Origin of the sequence: Vallitalea sp., assembly GCF_025211055.1 — a bacterium.
GTDB lineage: Bacteria > Bacillota > Clostridia > Lachnospirales > Vallitaleaceae > Vallitalea.
Window position 1 is genome coordinate 120115 of sequence record NZ_JAOARO010000035.1, and the last position, 18438, is coordinate 138552.

General features: G+C 31.4%; 25 protein-coding genes. 23 read left to right on the forward strand and 2 right to left on the reverse strand.

Features of this window, described 5'->3' with window-relative positions; genetic code table 11:
* Positions 1-70 precede the first annotated feature (70 nt).
* The 3 genes from pcrA to rlmD all read left to right on the forward strand — a co-directional run bounded on the left by pcrA (position 71) and on the right by rlmD (position 4203).
* Positions 71-2290, forward strand: a complete 2220-nt coding sequence (pcrA, locus tag N4A55_RS04760) for a DNA helicase PcrA (RefSeq protein WP_293754359.1) — start codon at positions 71-73, stop codon at positions 2288-2290.
* A 148-nt stretch (positions 2291-2438) separates the two neighbouring features.
* A complete protein-coding gene (locus N4A55_RS04765; RefSeq protein ID WP_293754360.1) occupies positions 2439-2729 on the forward strand; it encodes a hypothetical protein in 291 nt (96 codons plus the stop codon).
* A gap of 103 nt (positions 2730-2832) precedes the next feature.
* The gene (gene rlmD / locus N4A55_RS04770) at positions 2833-4203 is read left to right on the forward strand and encodes a 23S rRNA (uracil(1939)-C(5))-methyltransferase RlmD (RefSeq protein WP_293754361.1); all 1371 of its coding nucleotides are present in this window, start codon (positions 2833-2835) and stop codon (positions 4201-4203) included.
* A gap of 40 nt (positions 4204-4243) precedes the next feature.
* Here the strand turns inward: rlmD and N4A55_RS04775 are convergent, their stop codons facing one another.
* Positions 4244-5458 carry a site-specific integrase gene (locus N4A55_RS04775; protein WP_293754362.1) on the reverse strand — a complete coding sequence of 405 codons (1215 nt, stop codon included), beginning with the start codon at positions 5456-5458 and terminating at the stop codon, positions 4244-4246.
* A 162-nt stretch (positions 5459-5620) separates the two neighbouring features.
* Positions 5621-6097, reverse strand: a complete 477-nt coding sequence (locus N4A55_RS04780) for a helix-turn-helix domain-containing protein (RefSeq protein WP_293754363.1) — start codon at positions 6095-6097, stop codon at positions 5621-5623.
* A 168-nt stretch (positions 6098-6265) separates the two neighbouring features.
* On the opposite strand from N4A55_RS04780, the gene N4A55_RS04785 reads away from it, so the two are divergent.
* From N4A55_RS04785 to N4A55_RS04880, 20 genes are all read left to right on the forward strand, one after another.
* A complete protein-coding gene (locus N4A55_RS04785; protein WP_293754364.1) occupies positions 6266-6475 on the forward strand; it encodes a helix-turn-helix domain-containing protein in 210 nt (69 codons plus the stop codon).
* A gap of 25 nt (positions 6476-6500) precedes the next feature.
* On the forward strand, positions 6501-6722 hold the full coding sequence (locus tag N4A55_RS04790) for a helix-turn-helix domain-containing protein (protein WP_293754365.1): 222 nt from the start codon (positions 6501-6503) through the stop codon (positions 6720-6722).
* A gap of 17 nt (positions 6723-6739) precedes the next feature.
* A complete protein-coding gene (locus tag N4A55_RS04795; RefSeq protein WP_293754366.1) occupies positions 6740-6919 on the forward strand; it encodes a helix-turn-helix transcriptional regulator in 180 nt (59 codons plus the stop codon).
* 33 nt (positions 6920-6952) lie between these two features.
* Positions 6953-8872 (forward strand): DNA primase family protein, encoded by a 1920-nt coding sequence (locus N4A55_RS04800; RefSeq protein WP_293754367.1) that lies wholly within the window; start codon positions 6953-6955, stop codon positions 8870-8872.
* 300 nt (positions 8873-9172) lie between these two features.
* Positions 9173-9511 (forward strand): hypothetical protein, encoded by a 339-nt coding sequence (locus tag N4A55_RS04805; protein WP_293754368.1) that lies wholly within the window; start codon positions 9173-9175, stop codon positions 9509-9511.
* A 48-nt stretch (positions 9512-9559) separates the two neighbouring features.
* Complete coding sequence (locus N4A55_RS04810; protein WP_293754369.1) at positions 9560-9790, forward strand: hypothetical protein; 231 nt, start codon at positions 9560-9562, stop codon at positions 9788-9790.
* 2 nt (positions 9791-9792) lie between these two features.
* Positions 9793-9975, forward strand: a complete 183-nt coding sequence (locus tag N4A55_RS04815; protein ID WP_293754370.1) for a hypothetical protein — start codon at positions 9793-9795, stop codon at positions 9973-9975.
* Positions 9976-10074: 99 nt separating this feature from the next.
* Positions 10075-10284, forward strand: coding sequence for a hypothetical protein (locus N4A55_RS04820; RefSeq protein ID WP_293754371.1), 210 nt, complete (start codon positions 10075-10077; stop codon positions 10282-10284).
* A 12-nt stretch (positions 10285-10296) separates the two neighbouring features.
* The gene (locus tag N4A55_RS04825; RefSeq protein ID WP_293754372.1) at positions 10297-10545 is read left to right on the forward strand and encodes a hypothetical protein; all 249 of its coding nucleotides are present in this window, start codon (positions 10297-10299) and stop codon (positions 10543-10545) included.
* Between the two features lie 269 nt (positions 10546-10814).
* Positions 10815-11129, forward strand: a complete 315-nt coding sequence (locus tag N4A55_RS04830) for a terminase small subunit (RefSeq protein ID WP_293754373.1) — start codon at positions 10815-10817, stop codon at positions 11127-11129.
* 16 nt (positions 11130-11145) lie between these two features.
* Complete coding sequence (locus tag N4A55_RS04835; protein WP_293754374.1) at positions 11146-11589, forward strand: hypothetical protein; 444 nt, start codon at positions 11146-11148, stop codon at positions 11587-11589.
* Between the two features lie 73 nt (positions 11590-11662).
* Entirely contained in the window at positions 11663-11785 is a 123-nt protein-coding gene (locus tag N4A55_RS04840) for a hypothetical protein (protein WP_293754375.1), read from the forward strand.
* Positions 11775-12521, forward strand: a complete 747-nt coding sequence (locus N4A55_RS04845; RefSeq protein WP_293754376.1) for a hypothetical protein — start codon at positions 11775-11777, stop codon at positions 12519-12521. Before N4A55_RS04840 ends, N4A55_RS04845 begins: the two co-directional genes overlap by 11 nt.
* Before the next feature lie 76 nt (positions 12522-12597).
* A complete protein-coding gene (locus tag N4A55_RS04850) occupies positions 12598-13026 on the forward strand; it encodes a hypothetical protein (protein ID WP_293754377.1) in 429 nt (142 codons plus the stop codon).
* A gap of 15 nt (positions 13027-13041) precedes the next feature.
* The gene (locus N4A55_RS04855) at positions 13042-13962 is read left to right on the forward strand and encodes a sigma-70 family RNA polymerase sigma factor (protein ID WP_293754378.1); all 921 of its coding nucleotides are present in this window, start codon (positions 13042-13044) and stop codon (positions 13960-13962) included.
* A 16-nt stretch (positions 13963-13978) separates the two neighbouring features.
* Positions 13979-14401: a hypothetical protein gene (locus tag N4A55_RS04860; RefSeq protein WP_293754379.1), complete on the forward strand. Its 423-nt coding sequence runs from the start codon at positions 13979-13981 to the stop codon at positions 14399-14401.
* On the forward strand, positions 14394-16556 hold the full coding sequence (locus tag N4A55_RS04865; protein ID WP_293754380.1) for a tape measure protein: 2163 nt from the start codon (positions 14394-14396) through the stop codon (positions 16554-16556). Before N4A55_RS04860 ends, N4A55_RS04865 begins: the two co-directional genes overlap by 8 nt.
* Before the next feature lie 117 nt (positions 16557-16673).
* A complete protein-coding gene (locus tag N4A55_RS04870; RefSeq protein WP_293754381.1) occupies positions 16674-17534 on the forward strand; it encodes a hypothetical protein in 861 nt (286 codons plus the stop codon).
* A gap of 26 nt (positions 17535-17560) precedes the next feature.
* Positions 17561-17725 carry a hypothetical protein gene (locus N4A55_RS04875; protein ID WP_293754382.1) on the forward strand — a complete coding sequence of 55 codons (165 nt, stop codon included), beginning with the start codon at positions 17561-17563 and terminating at the stop codon, positions 17723-17725.
* Positions 17726-17841: 116 nt separating this feature from the next.
* Entirely contained in the window at positions 17842-18027 is a 186-nt protein-coding gene (locus N4A55_RS04880; protein ID WP_293754383.1) for a hypothetical protein, read from the forward strand.
* The last annotated feature ends 411 nt before the right edge of the window (positions 18028-18438 follow it).

Genomic DNA, 18438 nt, shown 5'->3' on the forward strand with positions numbered 1-18438 from the left:
CTAGCGAATTTATGTTCGATATGATATTATATTATGTATATGAAAAACTCTACTATAGGTGGTAATAGATATGGATAAAAAATATGACTCTTTGAATAAGGACCAGAAAAAAGCGGTATTACATACAGAGGGCCCCTTGCTTATATTAGCTGGAGCAGGATCAGGAAAAACAAGAGTATTAACACATAGAATAGCTTATCTCATAGAAGAGAAGAAAGTAGCTCCTTGGAATATTCTTGCAATCACTTTTACCAACAAAGCAGCTAAAGAGATGAGAGAAAGAGTAGACAGCCTTGTAGGTTCTGGAAGTGAGGATATATGGGTAAGTACATTCCACTCCACATGTGTTAGGATACTTAGACGTCATATTGATAAAATAGGATATGACCGATATTTTACTATATATGATACTGATGACCAGAAAAAACTAATCCGTGACTGCATGAAACAGCTTAATGTTGATCCTAAGCAGTTCAAAGAAAATAGTATTCTAAGCAGTATAAGTTCTGCAAAAGATAAATTACTTACTCCTAAGAAGTTTGAAAAACAAGCTTATGAATACAGGGATCAAGTAGTATCAAAAGTATATACAATGTATCAAGATAGGCTTAAGAAAAACAATGCTCTTGATTTTGATGATCTGTTAGTGAAGACAGTTGAAGTCTTCAGGCTTTGTCCAGATGTATTATCATATTATCAAGACAAGTTTAGATACATAATGGTAGATGAATATCAAGATACCAACCATGTGCAATATATATTTGTAGGTTTACTGGCAAGCAGATATAAAAATCTATGTGTTGTTGGTGATGATGATCAGTCTATCTATAGATTTCGTGGTGCTGATATTAGTAACATACTTGATTTTGAAAAAGATTTTCGAAACGCTGAGGTTATAAAACTTGAACAAAATTATCGTTCGTCCAAAAATATTTTGGAAGCTGCTAATCAGGTAATCAGTAATAACTATGGCAGAAAAAATAAGACTCTCTATACAGATAATGAAGTAGGAGATTTGATTAATTATAGATGCCTTCAGAATGAACAAGCTGAAGCTGAATTCATGGCTAGTGAGATAATAAAAGGCATTGAATCAGAAGGAAGAGATTTCAAGGATTACGCAATTCTATATAGAACCAATGCTCAATCACGTGTTATTGAAGAAAGATTCATACTTAATAATATACCTTATAAAATTGTGGGAGGTACGTCTTTCTATCAAAGAAAAGAAATAAAAGATATCTTAGCATATCTCAAAACTATAAATAACAGTACTGATGATATAGCTGTAAAAAGGATAATAAATGTTCCAAGAAGAGGAATTGGTACAACAACAATTAATAAAGTAGAAAATTATGCATATAATAATGATGTGAATTTCTTCGACGCACTTTGTGAAGTGAGCCAGATACCAAATATGACACGTTCGTCTAAGAAAGTGGAAGCATTTACTAATTTTATCAGAACATTAAGAGTTGAAATGACAACCATGAGTCTAGTTGAGTTAACCAATGAAGTTATTGATAGGACAGGTTATGTTAAAGAGCTTGAAAGGGAAGGTACTGATGAGGCACATGGAAGAATTGACAATATTGGAGAATTGATTTCTAAGTTAACTGAATATGAGAATAACGAAGAGGAACCAACCTTAAATGGTTTTTTAGAGGAAGTAGCCCTTATAGCTGATATAGATAACTATAATGAAGAGACAAATGTTGTTGTTCTTATGACTATGCATAGCGCTAAAGGTTTAGAATTCCCTTGCGTTTTTATTTCTGGTATGGAAGATGGTTTGTTCCCTAGCTATATGAGCATATCTTCAGGTCAACAAGAGGATATTGAAGAAGAAAGAAGATTATGCTATGTAGGTATTACAAGGGCTAAACAGAAACTATATCTATTAGGTGCTAATTCTAGAATGATTAGAGGTATGACTCAATATAATCAAGTATCAAGATTCATTAGAGAGATCAATAATGAATTATTTGATTTAGAGTACACAAAACCAGTACAGGACATGCCTAATGAGAAAACGAGTTATAGAAAAAATGCTCATAGTTTTTTAAAGTCCAATCCATACGTTATTAAGAAAAACGCAAATAAAATGCCAGCTCCTGGACATTTTACCCTTAATTATGAAGTAGGGGATTTAGTTAAACATATGAAATTTGGTATAGGTGAAGTACTTGCTATACAACCAGGAGGAGCAGATTATGAAGTTACAGTTAATTTTCCAAGTGTTGGTATAAAAAAACTCATGGCTAGACTAGCAAATCTAAAAAAAGATTAAAATATTAAGAGTTTAATAAAATTTTAATAAAAATAAGAATAAAATTGGTTTAAAAATGCAAAGAATAATGGTATAATTATACAAAATATTCAAAAGAAGGGTTGGTGTAAGTATGATTGAAAAATTTAACAAAGAAGAGTTCCTTAATATGATGCAGGTAAACGATTTATTAAAGAAGTTTAAAGGCGATGATAAGGAAGAGAAAGAACATAAAAGTAAGACATGGGTTTGGGTGGCACTTGGTGTAATTACAGTTGCTGCAGGAGCTTTTGCATTATACAAGTTGCTAGCCCCAAATGAATTCGAAGATTTTGAAGACGAAGAGGATTTTGAGGAATTTGAAGAATTCGAAGATGAAGATTTTGAAGACATGGATTATGAAGAAAGTGACAATTACAGCGCAGACGAACCAGTAGAAGAGTCACAATCTCAAGAATAGTAAGAAGACAGCGGAGAAAGTATTCTCCGCTATTTTTAAGCAATATAGAATTAACAGTATTAAATATTGTAATTATTATAACGGTACTATTAGGAGACATTATATGAAGAAGAAAGATATTATTGAAGGTATTATTGAGAAAGTTGAATTCCCTAATAAGGGAATTATAAATATAGATTCAGAAAAAGTTATTGTTAAAAACGTAATACCAGGACAGAGAATAAAAGCGGTAGTTACTAAGAAAAGAAAGAATAAAATAGTGGCTAGAGCATTAGATATATTAGAAAAATCACCCATGGAAGGTGAAGCTCCATGTATGGTATTTGGCAGATGCGGAGGTTGTTTATATCAGTCTTTACCATATGAAGAGCAATTGAAGTTAAAGGAATCACAGGTATTAGAGTTATTAAATACATTAGGTACACATTATGAATATGAAGGAATAACTAAGAGTCCTATGGTGTTTAATTATCGCAATAAGATGGAGTATAGTTTTGGTGACGAGTATAAGGAAGGACCTCTTGCATTAGGTATGCATAGAAAAGCGTCATTATATGATATTGTTACAGTGGATGATTGTAAGATAGTTAGTGATGATTTTAATGTTATTCTTAAGACTACTCTTGATTATTTTTCAGAGAGGAATATACCTTATTATTATAAGAGAACACATGAAGGTTACCTTAGGTATTTGGTAGTAAGGAAAGCTGTTAATACTCAAGAGATTCTTGTGAATCTAGTCACTTCTTCTCAGATGAAAATTGACCTTAGTGAATGGGTTGGTGAGTTGAAAAATTGTAATTTAGATGGGGAAATAGTATCTATAATGCATACTATCAATGATAATCTAGCTGACGCAGTTAAGGTGGACGAGATTAGAAAGCTATATGGCAGAGATTATTTTGTTGAGAAGCTACTTGGGTTAGAATTTCGTATTTCATCTTTTTCATTCTTTCAGACCAATTCTTTAGGGGCAGAGAAATTGTATTCTGTGGTAAGAGATTATGTTAGTGAGACTAGGGATAAGATTATTTTTGATCTTTATAGTGGTACGGGGACTATTACTCAGATGTTAGCGCCTGTGGCAAAGAAAGCTGTAGGGGTTGAGATTGTTGAGGAAGCTGTTAAAGCGGCTAAGGAAAATGCTAAGTTAAATGGACTTGATAATTGTGAGTTCATTGCTGGTGATGTGTTGAAGGTTATTGATAAGCTTAAGGATAAGCCTGATATTATTGTGTTAGATCCACCAAGAGATGGTATTCATCCTAAGGCTCTTGATAAGATTATAGATTTTGGTGTGGAGCAGATTGTTTATGTTAGTTGTAAACCAACTTCTTTAGTTAGGGATCTGGAAGTATTTTTGAGCAGAGGGTATAAGGTTGAGAGGGTTAGGTGTGTGGACATGTTTCCGCATACTGTGCACGTAGAGACAATTTGTAAACTATCTAGGAAAATCAAGGGTTTCAGGAATTAAGAAGTAAAAAATAGGGTGGTTTTTCCACCCTATTGCCACCCTAAATTGTTTTCGGGTGGCAAAGTTTTTCAAATATATCAACAGTATTCTTTGACATGCTATCCGTTGCATGAGTGTAAGTATCCATAGTAGTTGCAAGCCTAGAATGACCAAGTCTTTCTTGAACATCTTTCATATTAGCACCATTTTCAATTAATAGAGTTGCGTGAGTATGTCTTAAAGCATGGAAGTTAAATTGTATCATCAATTCATAGTTTATAATTCTACTACAATATCTAATTGTTTCAGTGGTTACAAGTTCGCCACCTTCTCTTGTACAAACAAAATGGACTTGATCATCAGTAGCTTTATAATCCTTTGTTCCATCAACTGAATATATCCTATCATTTTTATCAACACAATATTGATTATAGAATTTACCACATTTCAGGCGATTTTCTATCTGCCATTTCTTATGTGTTCGTAAAATATCGGTGAGTGTTTGCCCTATAGGTATTGTACGGACAGATGATTTTGTTTTGGTACTACCAAAATACCATTGTTTCTTTTCCTTCTTGATTAGAATTCTATTTATATTGATTACCTTATTCTCAAGATCAATATCATCCCAAGTTAAAGCACAACATTCCCCAACTCTTGTTCCAGTGTGATAAGCAATTTGTAATGGGATATAAAATGTATTTCCCTTGGGGAATCGTTCAATAATTTGTTTGAACTCAACTTGGGTAATAATTTTTCTATTGGTTTGCACCCTTATGTTTTCATTCTTTGGAAGTTTAATGTATTGCATAGGATTTTCCTTGATGAATTTATATGGATAAACTGCTGCTCTAAATGATCCTGATAATACAGATATAATATTGACTAGATAATTCTTTGTAAAACCTCTAGTTGCCTTTTCATTAACAAATTGTTGAAGTATAACAGGTGATATGGATTTAAGCTTATATGAACCAATAATGGGTTTTATATGATTAGTAATGATTCTTTTATAACCTTGTATGGTATTATACTTACAATTCATTTCAACATAGTTCTTGACCCAGTAATCCATATAATCAGATACGGATATTTCACTAGGTTCAAATAATAATCCTGCATTTTCATATTCTTGAAGTGCTTTTCTTAATGCTGCTTGTGCTTCCTTTTTTGTACTTCCACCTTTTCTTTCGATTTTCTTTCTTTTACCATTAACTTTTCCTAAGTCAAAATAGTAGTACCAGTTATTGCCACGTTTACGGACTCCACCTGTCATAGTACATCATTCCTTTCTTATTTTGGGGTATAAAAAATACACCTATTGCGATTCAGGCGCTTGAATGATATAATATGGTGTGAGATTGGTATTATATCGGCATTTGAACCGAATAGTATCTATATGAATCCTTGGTGTTGCTAGCACCAGGGGTTTTAATTTTTATTTGTTTTTAAGCCAAATCTGATAATCAATAGATTCTTTAATATTTTTTTGGAAATTGTTAAATTCTTCAACAGTAAAAATTGCTCTTTTATCGTCCGACTTTTTTAAACTAGGTAACCTTCTGTTATTATCAGGTAATTGTAAAGTACCATTAACATATCCACCATTTTTATATTCTTCTAAAATCCCTTCTTTATTTTCTTTAGCACTTATATATTCAAATTGATAACCAATAGATGAAAGATAGTTAATAAAAATTTGTTCAGCTTTGAGTTTATCCCACCCCATTAGTTGAGAAGGGGTAATGCCAAAAATAGTTGCCATAGCTTCAATTTTATCATGTGGAATATTTGAAATTACACCACTTTCATATCTTTGAAGCGTTGGCTTACTTATACCAAGTCTTGTAGCAACTTCTTCTAAGGTCAAGTTACAATTATTACGATACATTTTAATGTTTTCCTTTAAACCCAAGTTTGAATCACCTTCTTCCTTTAACTATACACATATTATAACATAAATTTCTTGATATGCAACAAAAAAATAAAATAATAAGAAAAAAGTTACTTAATGAGTATTGACATATGTTTTATGATGTTATACAATGAAGTTACTCAATAAGAAACGGGAGGTGGTGAAAGAATGATACTGATTAATGAGTTAAAAGGAATGATGAAGGCTAGATGCCTTACACAAGCTGATATGGCTAAAAAAATAGGTATATCAACAAAAACTTTTAATTCCAAACTTAATAAAGGAGTATTTAATTCTAACGAAATAAGTGTTCTTATAGATATCCTAGATATCAAAAATCCAAATGAAATTTTTTTTGCAAAAAAAGTTACACAATAAGCAACAAATTGAAAGGGGTAATTATATGGAAGATATTCTATACACAGTTAAAGAAGTATCACAACTTATTCATACGAATCCTGCATATGTTTATGAACTAATTAAAGCAGGGTTGATTCCAGTTCTCAAATTAGGAAGTTACAAGGTTAGAAGAACAAGCCTAATTGAATTCCTTGAGAAATATGAAGGGTTTGATCTAACTAATCCACAAGAATTAAAGAAGCTAGAACTAAATCAGGTCAGTTAACTAGAGAGGGTAATATCATGAAAAAAGAGACAGTAAAATTTTATACAGCAAAGGAAGTTACTGAAATTCTAGGTGTTTCAGTAACAACAGCATATAGAATAATTAAGAAATTGAATAATGAATTATCAGAGAAGGGCTATATAACTATACCAGGTAAAATTAGTAAACGATATTTTGAAGAAAAAGTATATATGTAGTGAGACATATAATAAAGAAAGGTGGTAACATATATGAGTGAATGGGAAAAAACAGGTTTCTATAAAGCCTTTACCCCTACAAAAAATGATGAAAAGAAACCATTACTTGCTTATACAAAATCTGAAAATCAATTTTCTTGGGAGCAATGCAGATTTCACTCAGGTATTCTTGGCTTATTGGCTGATGATGCAGTTTTATTAGATGCTGATGAAGAAATACATTCCAATAACCTTTTGAAAGTTATTCAAGGAGAAAAGCTTTCTTGTATGATGACTAATAGAGAAGGTGGAAGGGGTATCCATGCATTATTTAAAAATATAAGTAACAGAATTAAAAATAATGGGAATAATGTAATGCTTGCTTGTGGAATAAAAGTGGATATAAAAGTCGGGTGTAAAAATGGATTAGAATGTATCAAGTTCAAAGAGGTTGAACGAATTTCAATCTATGATACCTATAATTATCAAGATATTCCTAAATGGTTACTCCCAATTAAAAGATTGAATGTCAACTTTGCTGATTTGGAAGAAGGTGGTAGGAATCAATCATTATACAATTACATATTAACTTTACAATCAAATGATTTTACAGTGGAAGAAATAAAGGAAACTATCAGGATTATTAATAAATATGTGTTTAAAGTTCCGTTGTCAGAAGATGAAGTTGAAATTATTTTGCGTGATGAATCATTCCGTAAACAATCTTTTTTCAAGGGGAATAAATTTTTACATGATAAGTTTGCAATATCCTTGAAGAATAACCACTATATCATCAGGAATGATGGAAATACACTAATCTATAAAGATGGCGTATATGAGTATTCATATAGAGATATAGAACAAGCTATGGTCAGAGAAATTCCATCATTGAAGGATTCTCAAAGAAAAGAAGTTCTGAAATATCTCAATTTGATATGTGATGAAGTTCACTCTAGTTCAACGACTTTAATTGCTTTTAGAAATGGTGTTTTAAACATTGAAACAGGGGAATTACTATCATTCAGTCCTGACTACATCATTACTAATAAGATTCCTTGGGATTATAATCCTAATGCACATAGTAAAATTGCAGATATTACATTGAATAGAATTGCATGTGATGATGCTGAAATTAGGTCAATACTTGAAGAAATGATTGGTGCTTGCTTTTACAGGTCAAATACATTAGCAGGTGGTAAAGCATTTATTTTAACGGGAGAAGGGGCAAATGGGAAATCAACGTTCATTTCTATTTTGAATAGGATTTTAGGGAAGGATAATACCTGCTCTTTGGATTTAAAGAAATTAGATGATAAATTTTCAACCGTTATGATGTATAAAAAGCTTGCAAATTTGGGTGATGATATTTCTGACGAATTTAATGCTGATGTTTCAGTATTTAAAAAAATAGTTACTGGAAATAGTGTTGATGCACAGGAAAAAGGACAACCTAAGTTCAATTTTGAACCATACTGCAAATTAATATTTTCGGCTAATAATATTCCAAGAATGAAGGATAAAACAGGGGCTGCACAGCGAAGATTATTAATAGTTCCATTTAATGCAAGATTCAATGAAAGTGATATGGATTATGATCCTCAAATAACATGGAAATTAGAGAAACAGGAAGCTGTTGAATATTTTATTATGCTTGGTGTCGAAGGGTTAAAAAGAGTTCTTCAAAATAATAAATTTACAAGTTCAATAAAAGTTCAAAAGGAATTGAACGAGTATGCAGAAAGAAATAATCCAGTCCTATCATTCATAAAGGATTGTAAAGATGAGGATATTCAGATTATCAACGAACCATTAAATAAAGTATATCAAATATATCAGGGGTTTTGTATCAGGAGCGGATATATAGCACTTGCAAAAAATGAGTTTTCAAAGCAAATTCAAAGAACTATGAATTTATTAACATTCAGAAAAAGGATTAATAAAGTTCAGACACAAGTATTTATTGCTAATGAATGATGGTAATGTGCAGGGTATGTTCATGTTGTTCATGCTTTATAAACTAAGCTTGCACAAGGAAAAGCACAGATAATTAATACTTTAAATCACTATTGTTCATGTTGTGCAGGCTTGATATAACTCATTATTTAAGTATGTATATATTAAAAAACAATATAAATAGGATAAAAAATAGTTAATAAAAATAAATGAAATAGCTTGCACAGTATAAAGGTATATAATTAAGAAAAACCAGTAAAATCAAGGATTTAACGGTGTGCAGGGTGTGTTCAGGGATTCAGGATAGGAGAATTGTAGATTATGAAGTTAAGTAAATTAAATATGTTAAGAAATGAAAAGACTAAGATATTATGTGATTTTAAAGAAATAAGAATAATGAACAAAGGAAAAAAGAATGAATATGCAATTGATCAAAGAACTAAAAGGGCAACTGATGGATTAATTACAATATATCCTATTGCATTTCAGAATGGTTACTATTGGTATATATGTTCTGATTGTGGTGAAGTTCATGCAAGTAAAGAACTTGGAAAAATAGTTCCTAGTTGCTGTATAGATAATGATTGTGAAAGACATCAATACATTAATGGAAATCATCATTTGATTCAAAGAGAACCTGTATATTTAATAAGTTATTAAAAAATACCAAGGTTTTACCAAGGTATAAGCATGAAAGGAGAAATTAGGATGAATTGTACTATGAATAAATTATCTGAAAGAATTGATAATATTGATATAAGGTTAAGTGAGGTTGAAGTTATGCTTCAACTAGCAAATAGAATTACAATAGAACTTGATATTAAATCACAGTTAGCTGAAAAAAAATTAGAAGAATTAGGAATATTATTAGAATCAATTAAAACATTACAGGGATTACATAGGAAAGAACTAAAATCAATCATTGAGGGGGTATACTGATTATGAGTATAATAAATGGAATAAAAGAGATTTTAGAGATATTGGAAGGACAGACAGTTGAATCAATTGAGGAATTCAGACAAGAGTGGATAAGTGGTTTAAATGTGGATGAAAGATTCATAGGTATTAATGTCAGAATAGTTAACTATGTATGTGATATGGCAGAGGAAAAAGCCACTGCATAGTATTTTACACTAAGAAACAATGACTTTACTTGGTACATATTAAATTCGCACCTTAATTCTACCATGTGAAGTGAACCAATTCAAGAGGGGAATGATTATATGGATCATGTATTAAATGGAATGCGATCATATTATGAAGTATACAGAGATTTATTTATTGAAGAACATAGGAACAATAATTATAAAAAGTTTTCGGACAACCCATATTATGATGAAGTCAAAGCATTAATTGATTCCATGAATATTTTAAGAAAATACCTTGGGTGGGATAATATTACATTAAAACAAGAACTTGAATATTGTTTATAGAGGGGGGATTATTTGCCTAAGTCGGTATCAATTTATGAGATAAAAGAAGTTATCGGTGAAGAAACTGTTCTAAAGATGATTGAACAGTTCCCATGTTCGCAGCTTTACATACCTAATAAAATTCCTGAATTTCCTGATTTGGATAAAAGAAACCAGTATATTAAGAATCTATATTTTTCATCAGGGAAATCAATAAATGAGATAGCAGCTAAAGTTGATTTAAGTACGGATAGAGTAAGAAAAATTGTATCTCAAAGATAATCAGTTACCCATGTTACATTTTATGTGATATGGGTTAACTTTTGAAAATTAATTTTCAATATATAGTGGTTATTTTTCAACAGATAACTATATATTGTGTATTTGAGAGACGATAAAGTCTAAAAATAGTATAATTATATTATATGGAAAGTGATTGTAACCCAATCAAACCCAACATGAATAACTAGTTAAAACCTGTCAAAACCTCACTTAATTAATGAGAATAATGGCAGTAATTAAACCCTCAAAATAGAAAGGATGTGAATAAGATGACAGATCAAGAAAAGAAATTTGCTGATGAATACATATTCAGGTATTTCAATTCTGATGAATGTAGCTGGATTAATGCAGTTGAAGCAGCTAAACAGGCAGGTTATACATTACCTAAATGTAACCTAGGAGCAGAAGGGATTGCAAAAGCACTTTTTAACAAGGGTGTAATTAAAAATTATATTGAAAGTCAAATTCAAGCATTTAAAGAAAAACTAAATCCGTCTCAAAGAAGAAAACTTTGGATAGCAATTGCAGAAATGACAATTGATGATCCTAGCGATTGGGATAATTGGGGATTCGTAAACCATTAGGAAAGGATTGATTGAAATGAAACAAGAAACAAAACTAAGCATTATTGAATACGTTGATAAAATCAAAGATATACATATCAAGTATATTCAGGAATTAAGTGAAAAATCAAGAGGAGTGAACAATGATGCTATACAAGTTATTCGGGGTAATATTATGGGAAAATTATTTGATGAATCTACTCCCCTGATTCGTGAATTAGAAAATCTACTTCAAGTTGAATTAACTACTACAAAGGTAAAACAAGATATTGAAGAATTGAATAAGTGTATTGATTTCACAAAGATTTTCAGTATGAGATTAGATAAACGGTATATAGGGCAGGTAGCTATTGTACTGAGAAATTTTAGATCATATGTTGATGGGTTGGTGGAGAATGGTGAACGATTACAAAATAAGGCAGTTGGACAAAGTTCTGATCCTTCAAAAGGAAAAACGACAAGCACTGTTAGTAGTACATAAAACTAAAAGAAGGAAGGTTGGAGTACATTATCTTCCACTAGCCCCTATTGATAAAATTAAGATGATTAGGAAAGTGGAAAGATTCTATAATACAAAAATAGCAAATGTTTATAAAAATTTGAATCAAGAACTTGAAAGACTAGGTTTGGAAACATTAGTAAATCCATTTGAAAGGGGAAGTAGAGATGAAATATGAACTTAAAAAAAAAATTGAACAACTAATTGAAGCTTATCAAGGTAATACAACAGTAGTGATTGAAGAAATGAAGGGAATCATTGACAAATACAAAGATAAGGTGACTGTGTATCAACCTGAACATATCCACCAAGTGATTAAAAGTGGTATTGAAGCTATATTATCTAATTCAAATAGTGTTAATAATGTATACAATCAAAAGTTAAAAGTAATTATTGAGGGGGCAAAGGAAGAGATTCTTCCAATGTACTTTAACAATTCTTCAAAGACCAATGATTATGCAACTAAAATAAATAACGCACTTCAATTCCTAGATATTGAAGGTGATTCTATTAGTGATGAAAAAGCATTTATGATTCTCAAAGATTTTATAGATGATTATGATCAATTGAGATTATTTAAAAATGTCATTGGAAAACGTGTGGAATTGGATGATGCAAATGGAAATACAACATTCCCTAAGACTTTTGGAAAATTGAACCAAATTGAAGTTATTATGAACACAATTAGTGAAATGGAAGCTATTGCCAATATGTTGTTCGTTCAGCCAAAAGGAGATGGTCAAACGTATGTGATTAATGGAAATAAGTATGTTTTACCAATAGATTCCTATGAGCAGATAGCAGGTGAGGATGATATTATCAATTTAGCTACTATTGTGGAAGAGATTACGGATGAAGTTTCTGGGGTAGGTAATGTTACAGATCAGACTGAACATGAGATAGTTGAAAATTAATTTTCAAGAAATATAGTTAGGGAACAAGGGGAAATTAGAGCTTGTTCTCTTGATTGTTAGGAAGGTGGTTGAAGTAATGAATAACATTTATGACATAGTAAGTGTTTCAGCACAAATAACGGGGAATACGTTGATTAAAGAGTTGAAAACGAATAATATGTTACAACTTGAAGAAACTGCTTATGAAAAAACAAAAGAAGAGGTTCATAACTTCAAGAAAGCGTTAGAAATACTTTCAAATGAACAAGTCCCAAAGGATTTTAAAAGAGAAATAGCATTATATTCAACTCACATGCAAAATGCATTGAAATGGTTGAAGGATCATGTTTCAGAACAAGAGTTTATCTTATTCTATCAATTCAACTTCAACAAGCAATCACAAAGAGAATTAGCTATAGTACATAAGATTGATGAAAAAACAGTTAGAAGGGCAAGGAATAGGTGTTTAAGTACCTTATCGGTATTTTTGCATCCTGAATTATTTATTGATGAAATATTAGATTGAAAGGTGGAGTGACATGTGACCAATGAAGAATTAGTTCAGGAATATCAAAAAGGAAATAAGCAGGCATTGGATGATTTGATACAGCAGAACACTGGATTGGTCATGTACTTTGCTAATAAATATAAAGGGTTCTGTTCATATATTACTTTGGATTTTGATGATCTTATTCAGGAAGGCTGGATGGGATTTATAAAAGCAGTTGAAAAATATAATCCAAATGTGCAATTAGAGCAAGAAGAAAGAGAATCAACGAGTTATATTAACGATAAAGAACTAAAGAAAGCAGTTATGTTTGCATCTTTTGCGGGAAGATTAATTCAGACTAAAATGCTTAGAGCAATAAATAAATGTATACCAAGAAAAAAGAAAAGTGATATATACAGTGATCCAGTTAGAGTAAATAGCATCAATGCATTACTTCCAGGTTCTTATAACACAACACTTGAAGTAATGCTAACTGATGAAGAATCTATGGAAACATTCAAGAATGTGGAATCCAAATTTGATAATGAAATTTTAAGAAAAGACCTTTTATTATTACTTGATTCAGTTTTTGGTGGTGAATTTCAATACAACTACAATGAACGTGATCTGAATGGCGTTGAACACGTTAAATCATTATTTACTAAATTACTTGATGGTATCAATGCAAAAGAAGTTCTTCTGTTACACTATGGGTTATTCAGGAAGCCAATGACATATAGAGAAATTGGACAGACAGTAGGGTTATCGGCTTCAAGGATTGAACAAATTGAAAATAAAGGACTTTATGCAATTAGAAATCATTCAACGAGTAAAGATTTCATGGAAAAGTATAAAATTAAGTATGTTGAAGAATTGTATAAAAGAAAAGATAGCATCCATCAATATAGATCACCTGAAAGAGTCGTAGAAAGTATGGAATTGATTGATAAGATGATGAAAAAATATATTTGAAAGGTAGGTGAAGACAATGAATAAAAATATAGAAGTAATTAATGAGAATCTTTGGGTGGTTAACTTTGATTATGTAAATATGGGATATATCAAAGAATTGTCTTTAAAAAATATTAATGAGTCAGAGTATGCTACATTTACACAGGATGGGAAGGTGGTACTTAATAAAAATAAACCTATTTATAAAGATATTGTCCGATATCTCTCATGGCTCATGAAAATACCTGATAATCAACTTTCTTGTAATGAGGGTTTCTATGGTTTTTATAGATGTATGAACCCTGAAACGAAATATTTCTCTAATGAAGAAATAAAAAAAATTATTGGAAGAATAGATTTTAATAGAATAAGCAAATTGTACTTTAACCTATGTGATATTGAAATAGAAAGGCGAAGGATACAACAACTTTTTATGAAAGGGAGTGTGACGTATGGCTAGTATAAGAACAGCTATTGAATTAACTGATGCCATATCATCACCACTAATGCATATTTCCAATGCACTATATTCTACAGTAAGTTCATTTGAAGCAATGCAATCAGCAGCAGAAAATACATTTGATTCATCACAGTTTGATGGAGCAAGGATTGAAATAGAAGCTGCTAATGCTGAACTAGATGCAATGGTTGAGAATATCAGACAGAATGAAGAAGGACAAAGAAAATTCAATAACCAAGTCAGAAATAGTACTTCTTCAATGGATTCTTTGCAGAGAAAAGTTATTGGATTAGTTGCAACATATGCATCCTTTAGAACAGCAGAAAAAGCCCTTGATATATCGGATATAATGACTCAAACAAAAGCAAGATTGAACATGATGAATGATGGATTACAGACCACAGAGGATTTGCAAAATATGATTTACTTTGCTGCTGAAAGATCAAGGGGATCATATCAAGATACAGCAGATATTGTTGCGAAGTTAGGTCAAAGGGCAGGGGATGCGTTTAGTTCCAATCAAGAGACCATTGCTTTTGCTGAAACATTGAATAAGATGTTTGTTGTTGCAGGAGCATCACAACAAGAAATGAGTTCAGCAAGCCTACAATTAACACAAGCACTTGGTTCAGGTGTTCTACGTGGTGAAGAATTAAATGCCGTATTTGAAGCAGCACCTAATGTTATTCAATCCATTGCAGATTATTTGGATGTCCCTATAGGTAAAATTAGAGATATGGCAGGGGATGGAGAAATAACAGCAGATATTGTTAAGAACTCATTATTATCAGCTACAGATGAAGTTAACGCAAAGTTCAATGAAATGCCAATGACATTTGGTCAAGTTGCCACTAGTATACAGAATGAAGCATTAATGGCATTTGACCCTGTTCTTAGTAGATTAAGTGATATTGCTAATAGTGATTCATTTCAAACTATATCAAATAATATTGTAACTGGTCTAGCAGTTGCATCAGGGTTAACACTTGATTTATTTGACATGATAGGTCAGTTAGGTTCTTTTATCGTGGACAATTGGTCGATTATAAAGCCAATTATCCTTGGTGTTGTAATGGCAATGGGATTATATACTACTGCATTAATTGCAAATAATATTATTCAGGGGATTAGTACAGCCGTCCAAACAGCACAGGCAATTGCAACGGCAGTAAAGACAGGTACAACAATAGCTGATGCGGCTGCAACAAACAATTTAACAGTGGCACAGTGGGCGTTGAACAGTGCACTTCTTGCGTGTCCATTAACATGGATTATCATACTAATAATTGCAATCATTGCTTTGTTTTATGCTGTTGTAGCTGCAATTAATAAGTTTGCAGGTACGTCAATTAGTGCGACTGGTATTATAATGGGTGTATTAGCAACAGCAGGTGCATTTATTGGGAATCTATTCATGGGTATATTTGATTTAATACTTGGTGTAATAAATGCCTTAATCAACCCGTTTATAAGGATTGCAAACTTTGTTGGTAATGTGTTTACAAACCCTATATCATCCATAATATACTTATTTCAAAGTATGGCTGATGGTGTACTTGCTATTCTTGAGAAAATAGCTTCTGCACTTGATTTTGTATTCGGCTCAAAGATGGCTGATACAGTAGCAGGTTGGAGATCAGGTTTAAAAGAAATGGCTGATGATGCAGTTGCAGAATATGCACCTAATGAAAACTATCAAAATGTAATGGATGAACTTGATTTAAGTGCTTCTGACCTTGGTCTTAATAGAATAGCATATGGTGATGCTTGGGATGCAGGTTATAAATTCGGTGAAGGAATTGAAGATACAGTATCAGGTTTTGACCCTACAAGTTTATTTGATTCATCAATTCCAAATCCTGATGATTATGCAAACATGTATGATCCGATAGATTCATCTAATATTGCCGATACTGCTGAAAATACTGGTGCTATGAAAGATTCAATTGATATATCATCAGAAGATTTGAAGTATATGCGTGACTTAGCAGAAATGGAAACAGTTAACCGTTATACAACTGCTGAAATTAAAGTGGATATGCCTGTAAGTGCAACTGTTAGTTCAAATATGGATTTAGATGGAATGGTTGCACATCTTAGTGATGGTGTAAATGAAGCTATGGAAAAAGCTGCAACAGAGGGGGTGCATATTTAAGTAATTGGGGGCTGGCTTTTTCCGACAGCCTCTTTTCAATTGGCAAAAATATATAAGAATCTGTTAAGTTATGATATAATAAAATTTAATACTAATGATTGAAGGGAGAGTGAGTTAATGTCAAATGGATTACTGGATTTTATTGTTACATCAAGTTTATATGCTGATTATAAAATAGAAACTAACCCTGAATTAGAACAACTTGTTAAGATATGTCATAATGAAGTTCGATTTGAAATGTTTTGTCCAATATGCCGTAATAAAAAAGTTTTCATGTATGATGGTGGGATAGATAATTCGCTTATAAAGAATATTTGGAACGGATTACACACTATTGGAAGTATAAATTCAGGGTATGAGAAATATAATCCATTAGAAAGTATTGAACATATGTATTTTCGTTTTAAATGTAGTTTAAATGAATGTCATAAGTTGGAATACGTCTTTGTAAGAAAAGGGAATAAGATTATTAAGATTGGTCAATACCCTTCTTCTGCTGATATAGATATTCCACAAGCTTCAAAGTATAGTAAAATATTAGGTAAACAATATTATAATGAGCTAAAAAGATCAATTGGATTACATTCACACGGTGTTGGGATTGGTTCATTCGTTTATTTAAGAAGAATCATTGAAAAGCTTGTTTATGATACATTTAAAGAAGCTGAAACCACTGGAGCATTAACTCAACAGCAATTTGAATATCAGGATGATGGGGAACATAGAAATGGTATGGAAGAAAAAATTAAACTTCTAAAGGGTTTTCTTCCTGATATGATTACTGCCAATCCCAAAATTTATGGTGTAGTCAGTAAAGGTATCCATGAACTTTCAGAAAATGAATGCCTAGAATATTTTCCAGTATTAAAGGATGGTATTGTAATGATCCTAGATGATATTGTTGCTAAGAAAGAAAAAGAAAGAGCAGAAGCAGAATATAAGAAGTCATTGAATAAAATTATATCTAATCTGAAATAATTCTAATTACAAAGGGGTGGAATAAATTGTTAGAACCAAAGTTCATGAAAGAAGGATATGCTTATATTGGTGAAGATGAACAATGGCATATTAAAAATGATGCCCCTGATTGGGCGAAACAAGAATTCAAAGAATTTATGGTAATGGTAAATTCAGAACCTGATGATAAGGGAGTTATCACAAGGTATTAGTAGCATCACAATAAGTTTCAAGATTTTTGAATGTGAGGTTTAATTATTAAATAACTTGACATAACCTCACATTTAGATTAATGTATAGCACGTAAATACATCAAGGTTGTTGACTAATGTTGACATTAAAAACGTATATAGATGAAAGATTTGATCAAAATGCAAGTCGATTACTCAAAAATACCAAGGTTTTACCAAGGTATAATGAACTTCATGATAGATTGTCAAAACTAGACATCAAAAACTATATAGATGAAAAACTCATACAGGTGAAAAATATTCTAACATTTCTAACACCCTAAAAAGGGAAAAGAGGTCATTGACATTTAAATTGAAAAATTGTTTAACATAGATAAGGTATTACTGATGGTGGCATTTCCACCGTGTTGCCACCCTATAGGAGATTTTGGGATTTTAACTCAAAATAGATAAAGTAAAAATAAATAAAAGAGTTTCCGAAAAGTGTTGATTATACAAGGATTATAAACTATTAATAGTAATAGTAAATAAAAAGAAGTAAAAGTGTTTTGATTAGTACCAATAAACTGTGCACGTCGAATGTGTAACGGTACTATATCGAGCAGACTGCTAATAATCAAGGAATTTACACACTTCTGCGATTTTTGTACCTTTAGTACTGATATAGCCAATTTCAGAAATAAGAACTTTAATCGAGAAATTACGGTGCGTGTTGCTATCAAAATAGGTACTGA

Bases quoted from the DNA above. Each gene is read 5' to 3' on its own strand.
- N4A55_RS04815 (WP_293754370.1), top strand. From the start codon at position 9,793: ATGAGTATAATAAATGGAATAAAAGAGATTTTAGAGATATTGGAAGGA.
- N4A55_RS04765 (WP_293754360.1), top strand. From the start codon at position 2,439: ATGATGCAGGTAAACGATTTATTAAAGAAGTTTAAAGGCGATGATAAG.
- N4A55_RS04785 (WP_293754364.1), top strand. From the start codon at position 6,266: ATGATACTGATTAATGAGTTAAAAGGAATGATGAAGGCTAGATGCCTT.
- N4A55_RS04795 (WP_293754366.1), top strand. From the start codon at position 6,740: ATGAAAAAAGAGACAGTAAAATTTTATACAGCAAAGGAAGTTACTGAA.
- pcrA (WP_293754359.1), top strand. From the start codon at position 71: ATGGATAAAAAATATGACTCTTTGAATAAGGACCAGAAAAAAGCGGTA.
- N4A55_RS04870 (WP_293754381.1), top strand. From the start codon at position 16,674: ATGTCAAATGGATTACTGGATTTTATTGTTACATCAAGTTTATATGCT.
- N4A55_RS04860 (WP_293754379.1), top strand. From the start codon at position 13,979: ATGAATAAAAATATAGAAGTAATTAATGAGAATCTTTGGGTGGTTAAC.
- N4A55_RS04810 (WP_293754369.1), top strand. From the start codon at position 9,560: ATGAATTGTACTATGAATAAATTATCTGAAAGAATTGATAATATTGAT.
- N4A55_RS04835 (WP_293754374.1), top strand. From the start codon at position 11,146: ATGAAACAAGAAACAAAACTAAGCATTATTGAATACGTTGATAAAATC.
- N4A55_RS04880 (WP_293754383.1), top strand. From the start codon at position 17,842: ATGTTGACATTAAAAACGTATATAGATGAAAGATTTGATCAAAATGCA.
- N4A55_RS04850 (WP_293754377.1), top strand. From the start codon at position 12,598: ATGAATAACATTTATGACATAGTAAGTGTTTCAGCACAAATAACGGGG.
- N4A55_RS04845 (WP_293754376.1), top strand. From the start codon at position 11,775: ATGAAATATGAACTTAAAAAAAAAATTGAACAACTAATTGAAGCTTAT.
- N4A55_RS04805 (WP_293754368.1), top strand. From the start codon at position 9,173: ATGAAGTTAAGTAAATTAAATATGTTAAGAAATGAAAAGACTAAGATA.
- N4A55_RS04790 (WP_293754365.1), top strand. From the start codon at position 6,501: ATGGAAGATATTCTATACACAGTTAAAGAAGTATCACAACTTATTCAT.
- N4A55_RS04775 (WP_293754362.1), bottom strand. From the start codon at position 5,458: ATGACAGGTGGAGTCCGTAAACGTGGCAATAACTGGTACTACTATTTT.
- N4A55_RS04820 (WP_293754371.1), top strand. From the start codon at position 10,075: ATGGATCATGTATTAAATGGAATGCGATCATATTATGAAGTATACAGA.
- N4A55_RS04865 (WP_293754380.1), top strand. From the start codon at position 14,394: ATGGCTAGTATAAGAACAGCTATTGAATTAACTGATGCCATATCATCA.
- N4A55_RS04830 (WP_293754373.1), top strand. From the start codon at position 10,815: ATGACAGATCAAGAAAAGAAATTTGCTGATGAATACATATTCAGGTAT.
- N4A55_RS04800 (WP_293754367.1), top strand. From the start codon at position 6,953: ATGAGTGAATGGGAAAAAACAGGTTTCTATAAAGCCTTTACCCCTACA.
- rlmD (WP_293754361.1), top strand. From the start codon at position 2,833: ATGAAGAAGAAAGATATTATTGAAGGTATTATTGAGAAAGTTGAATTC.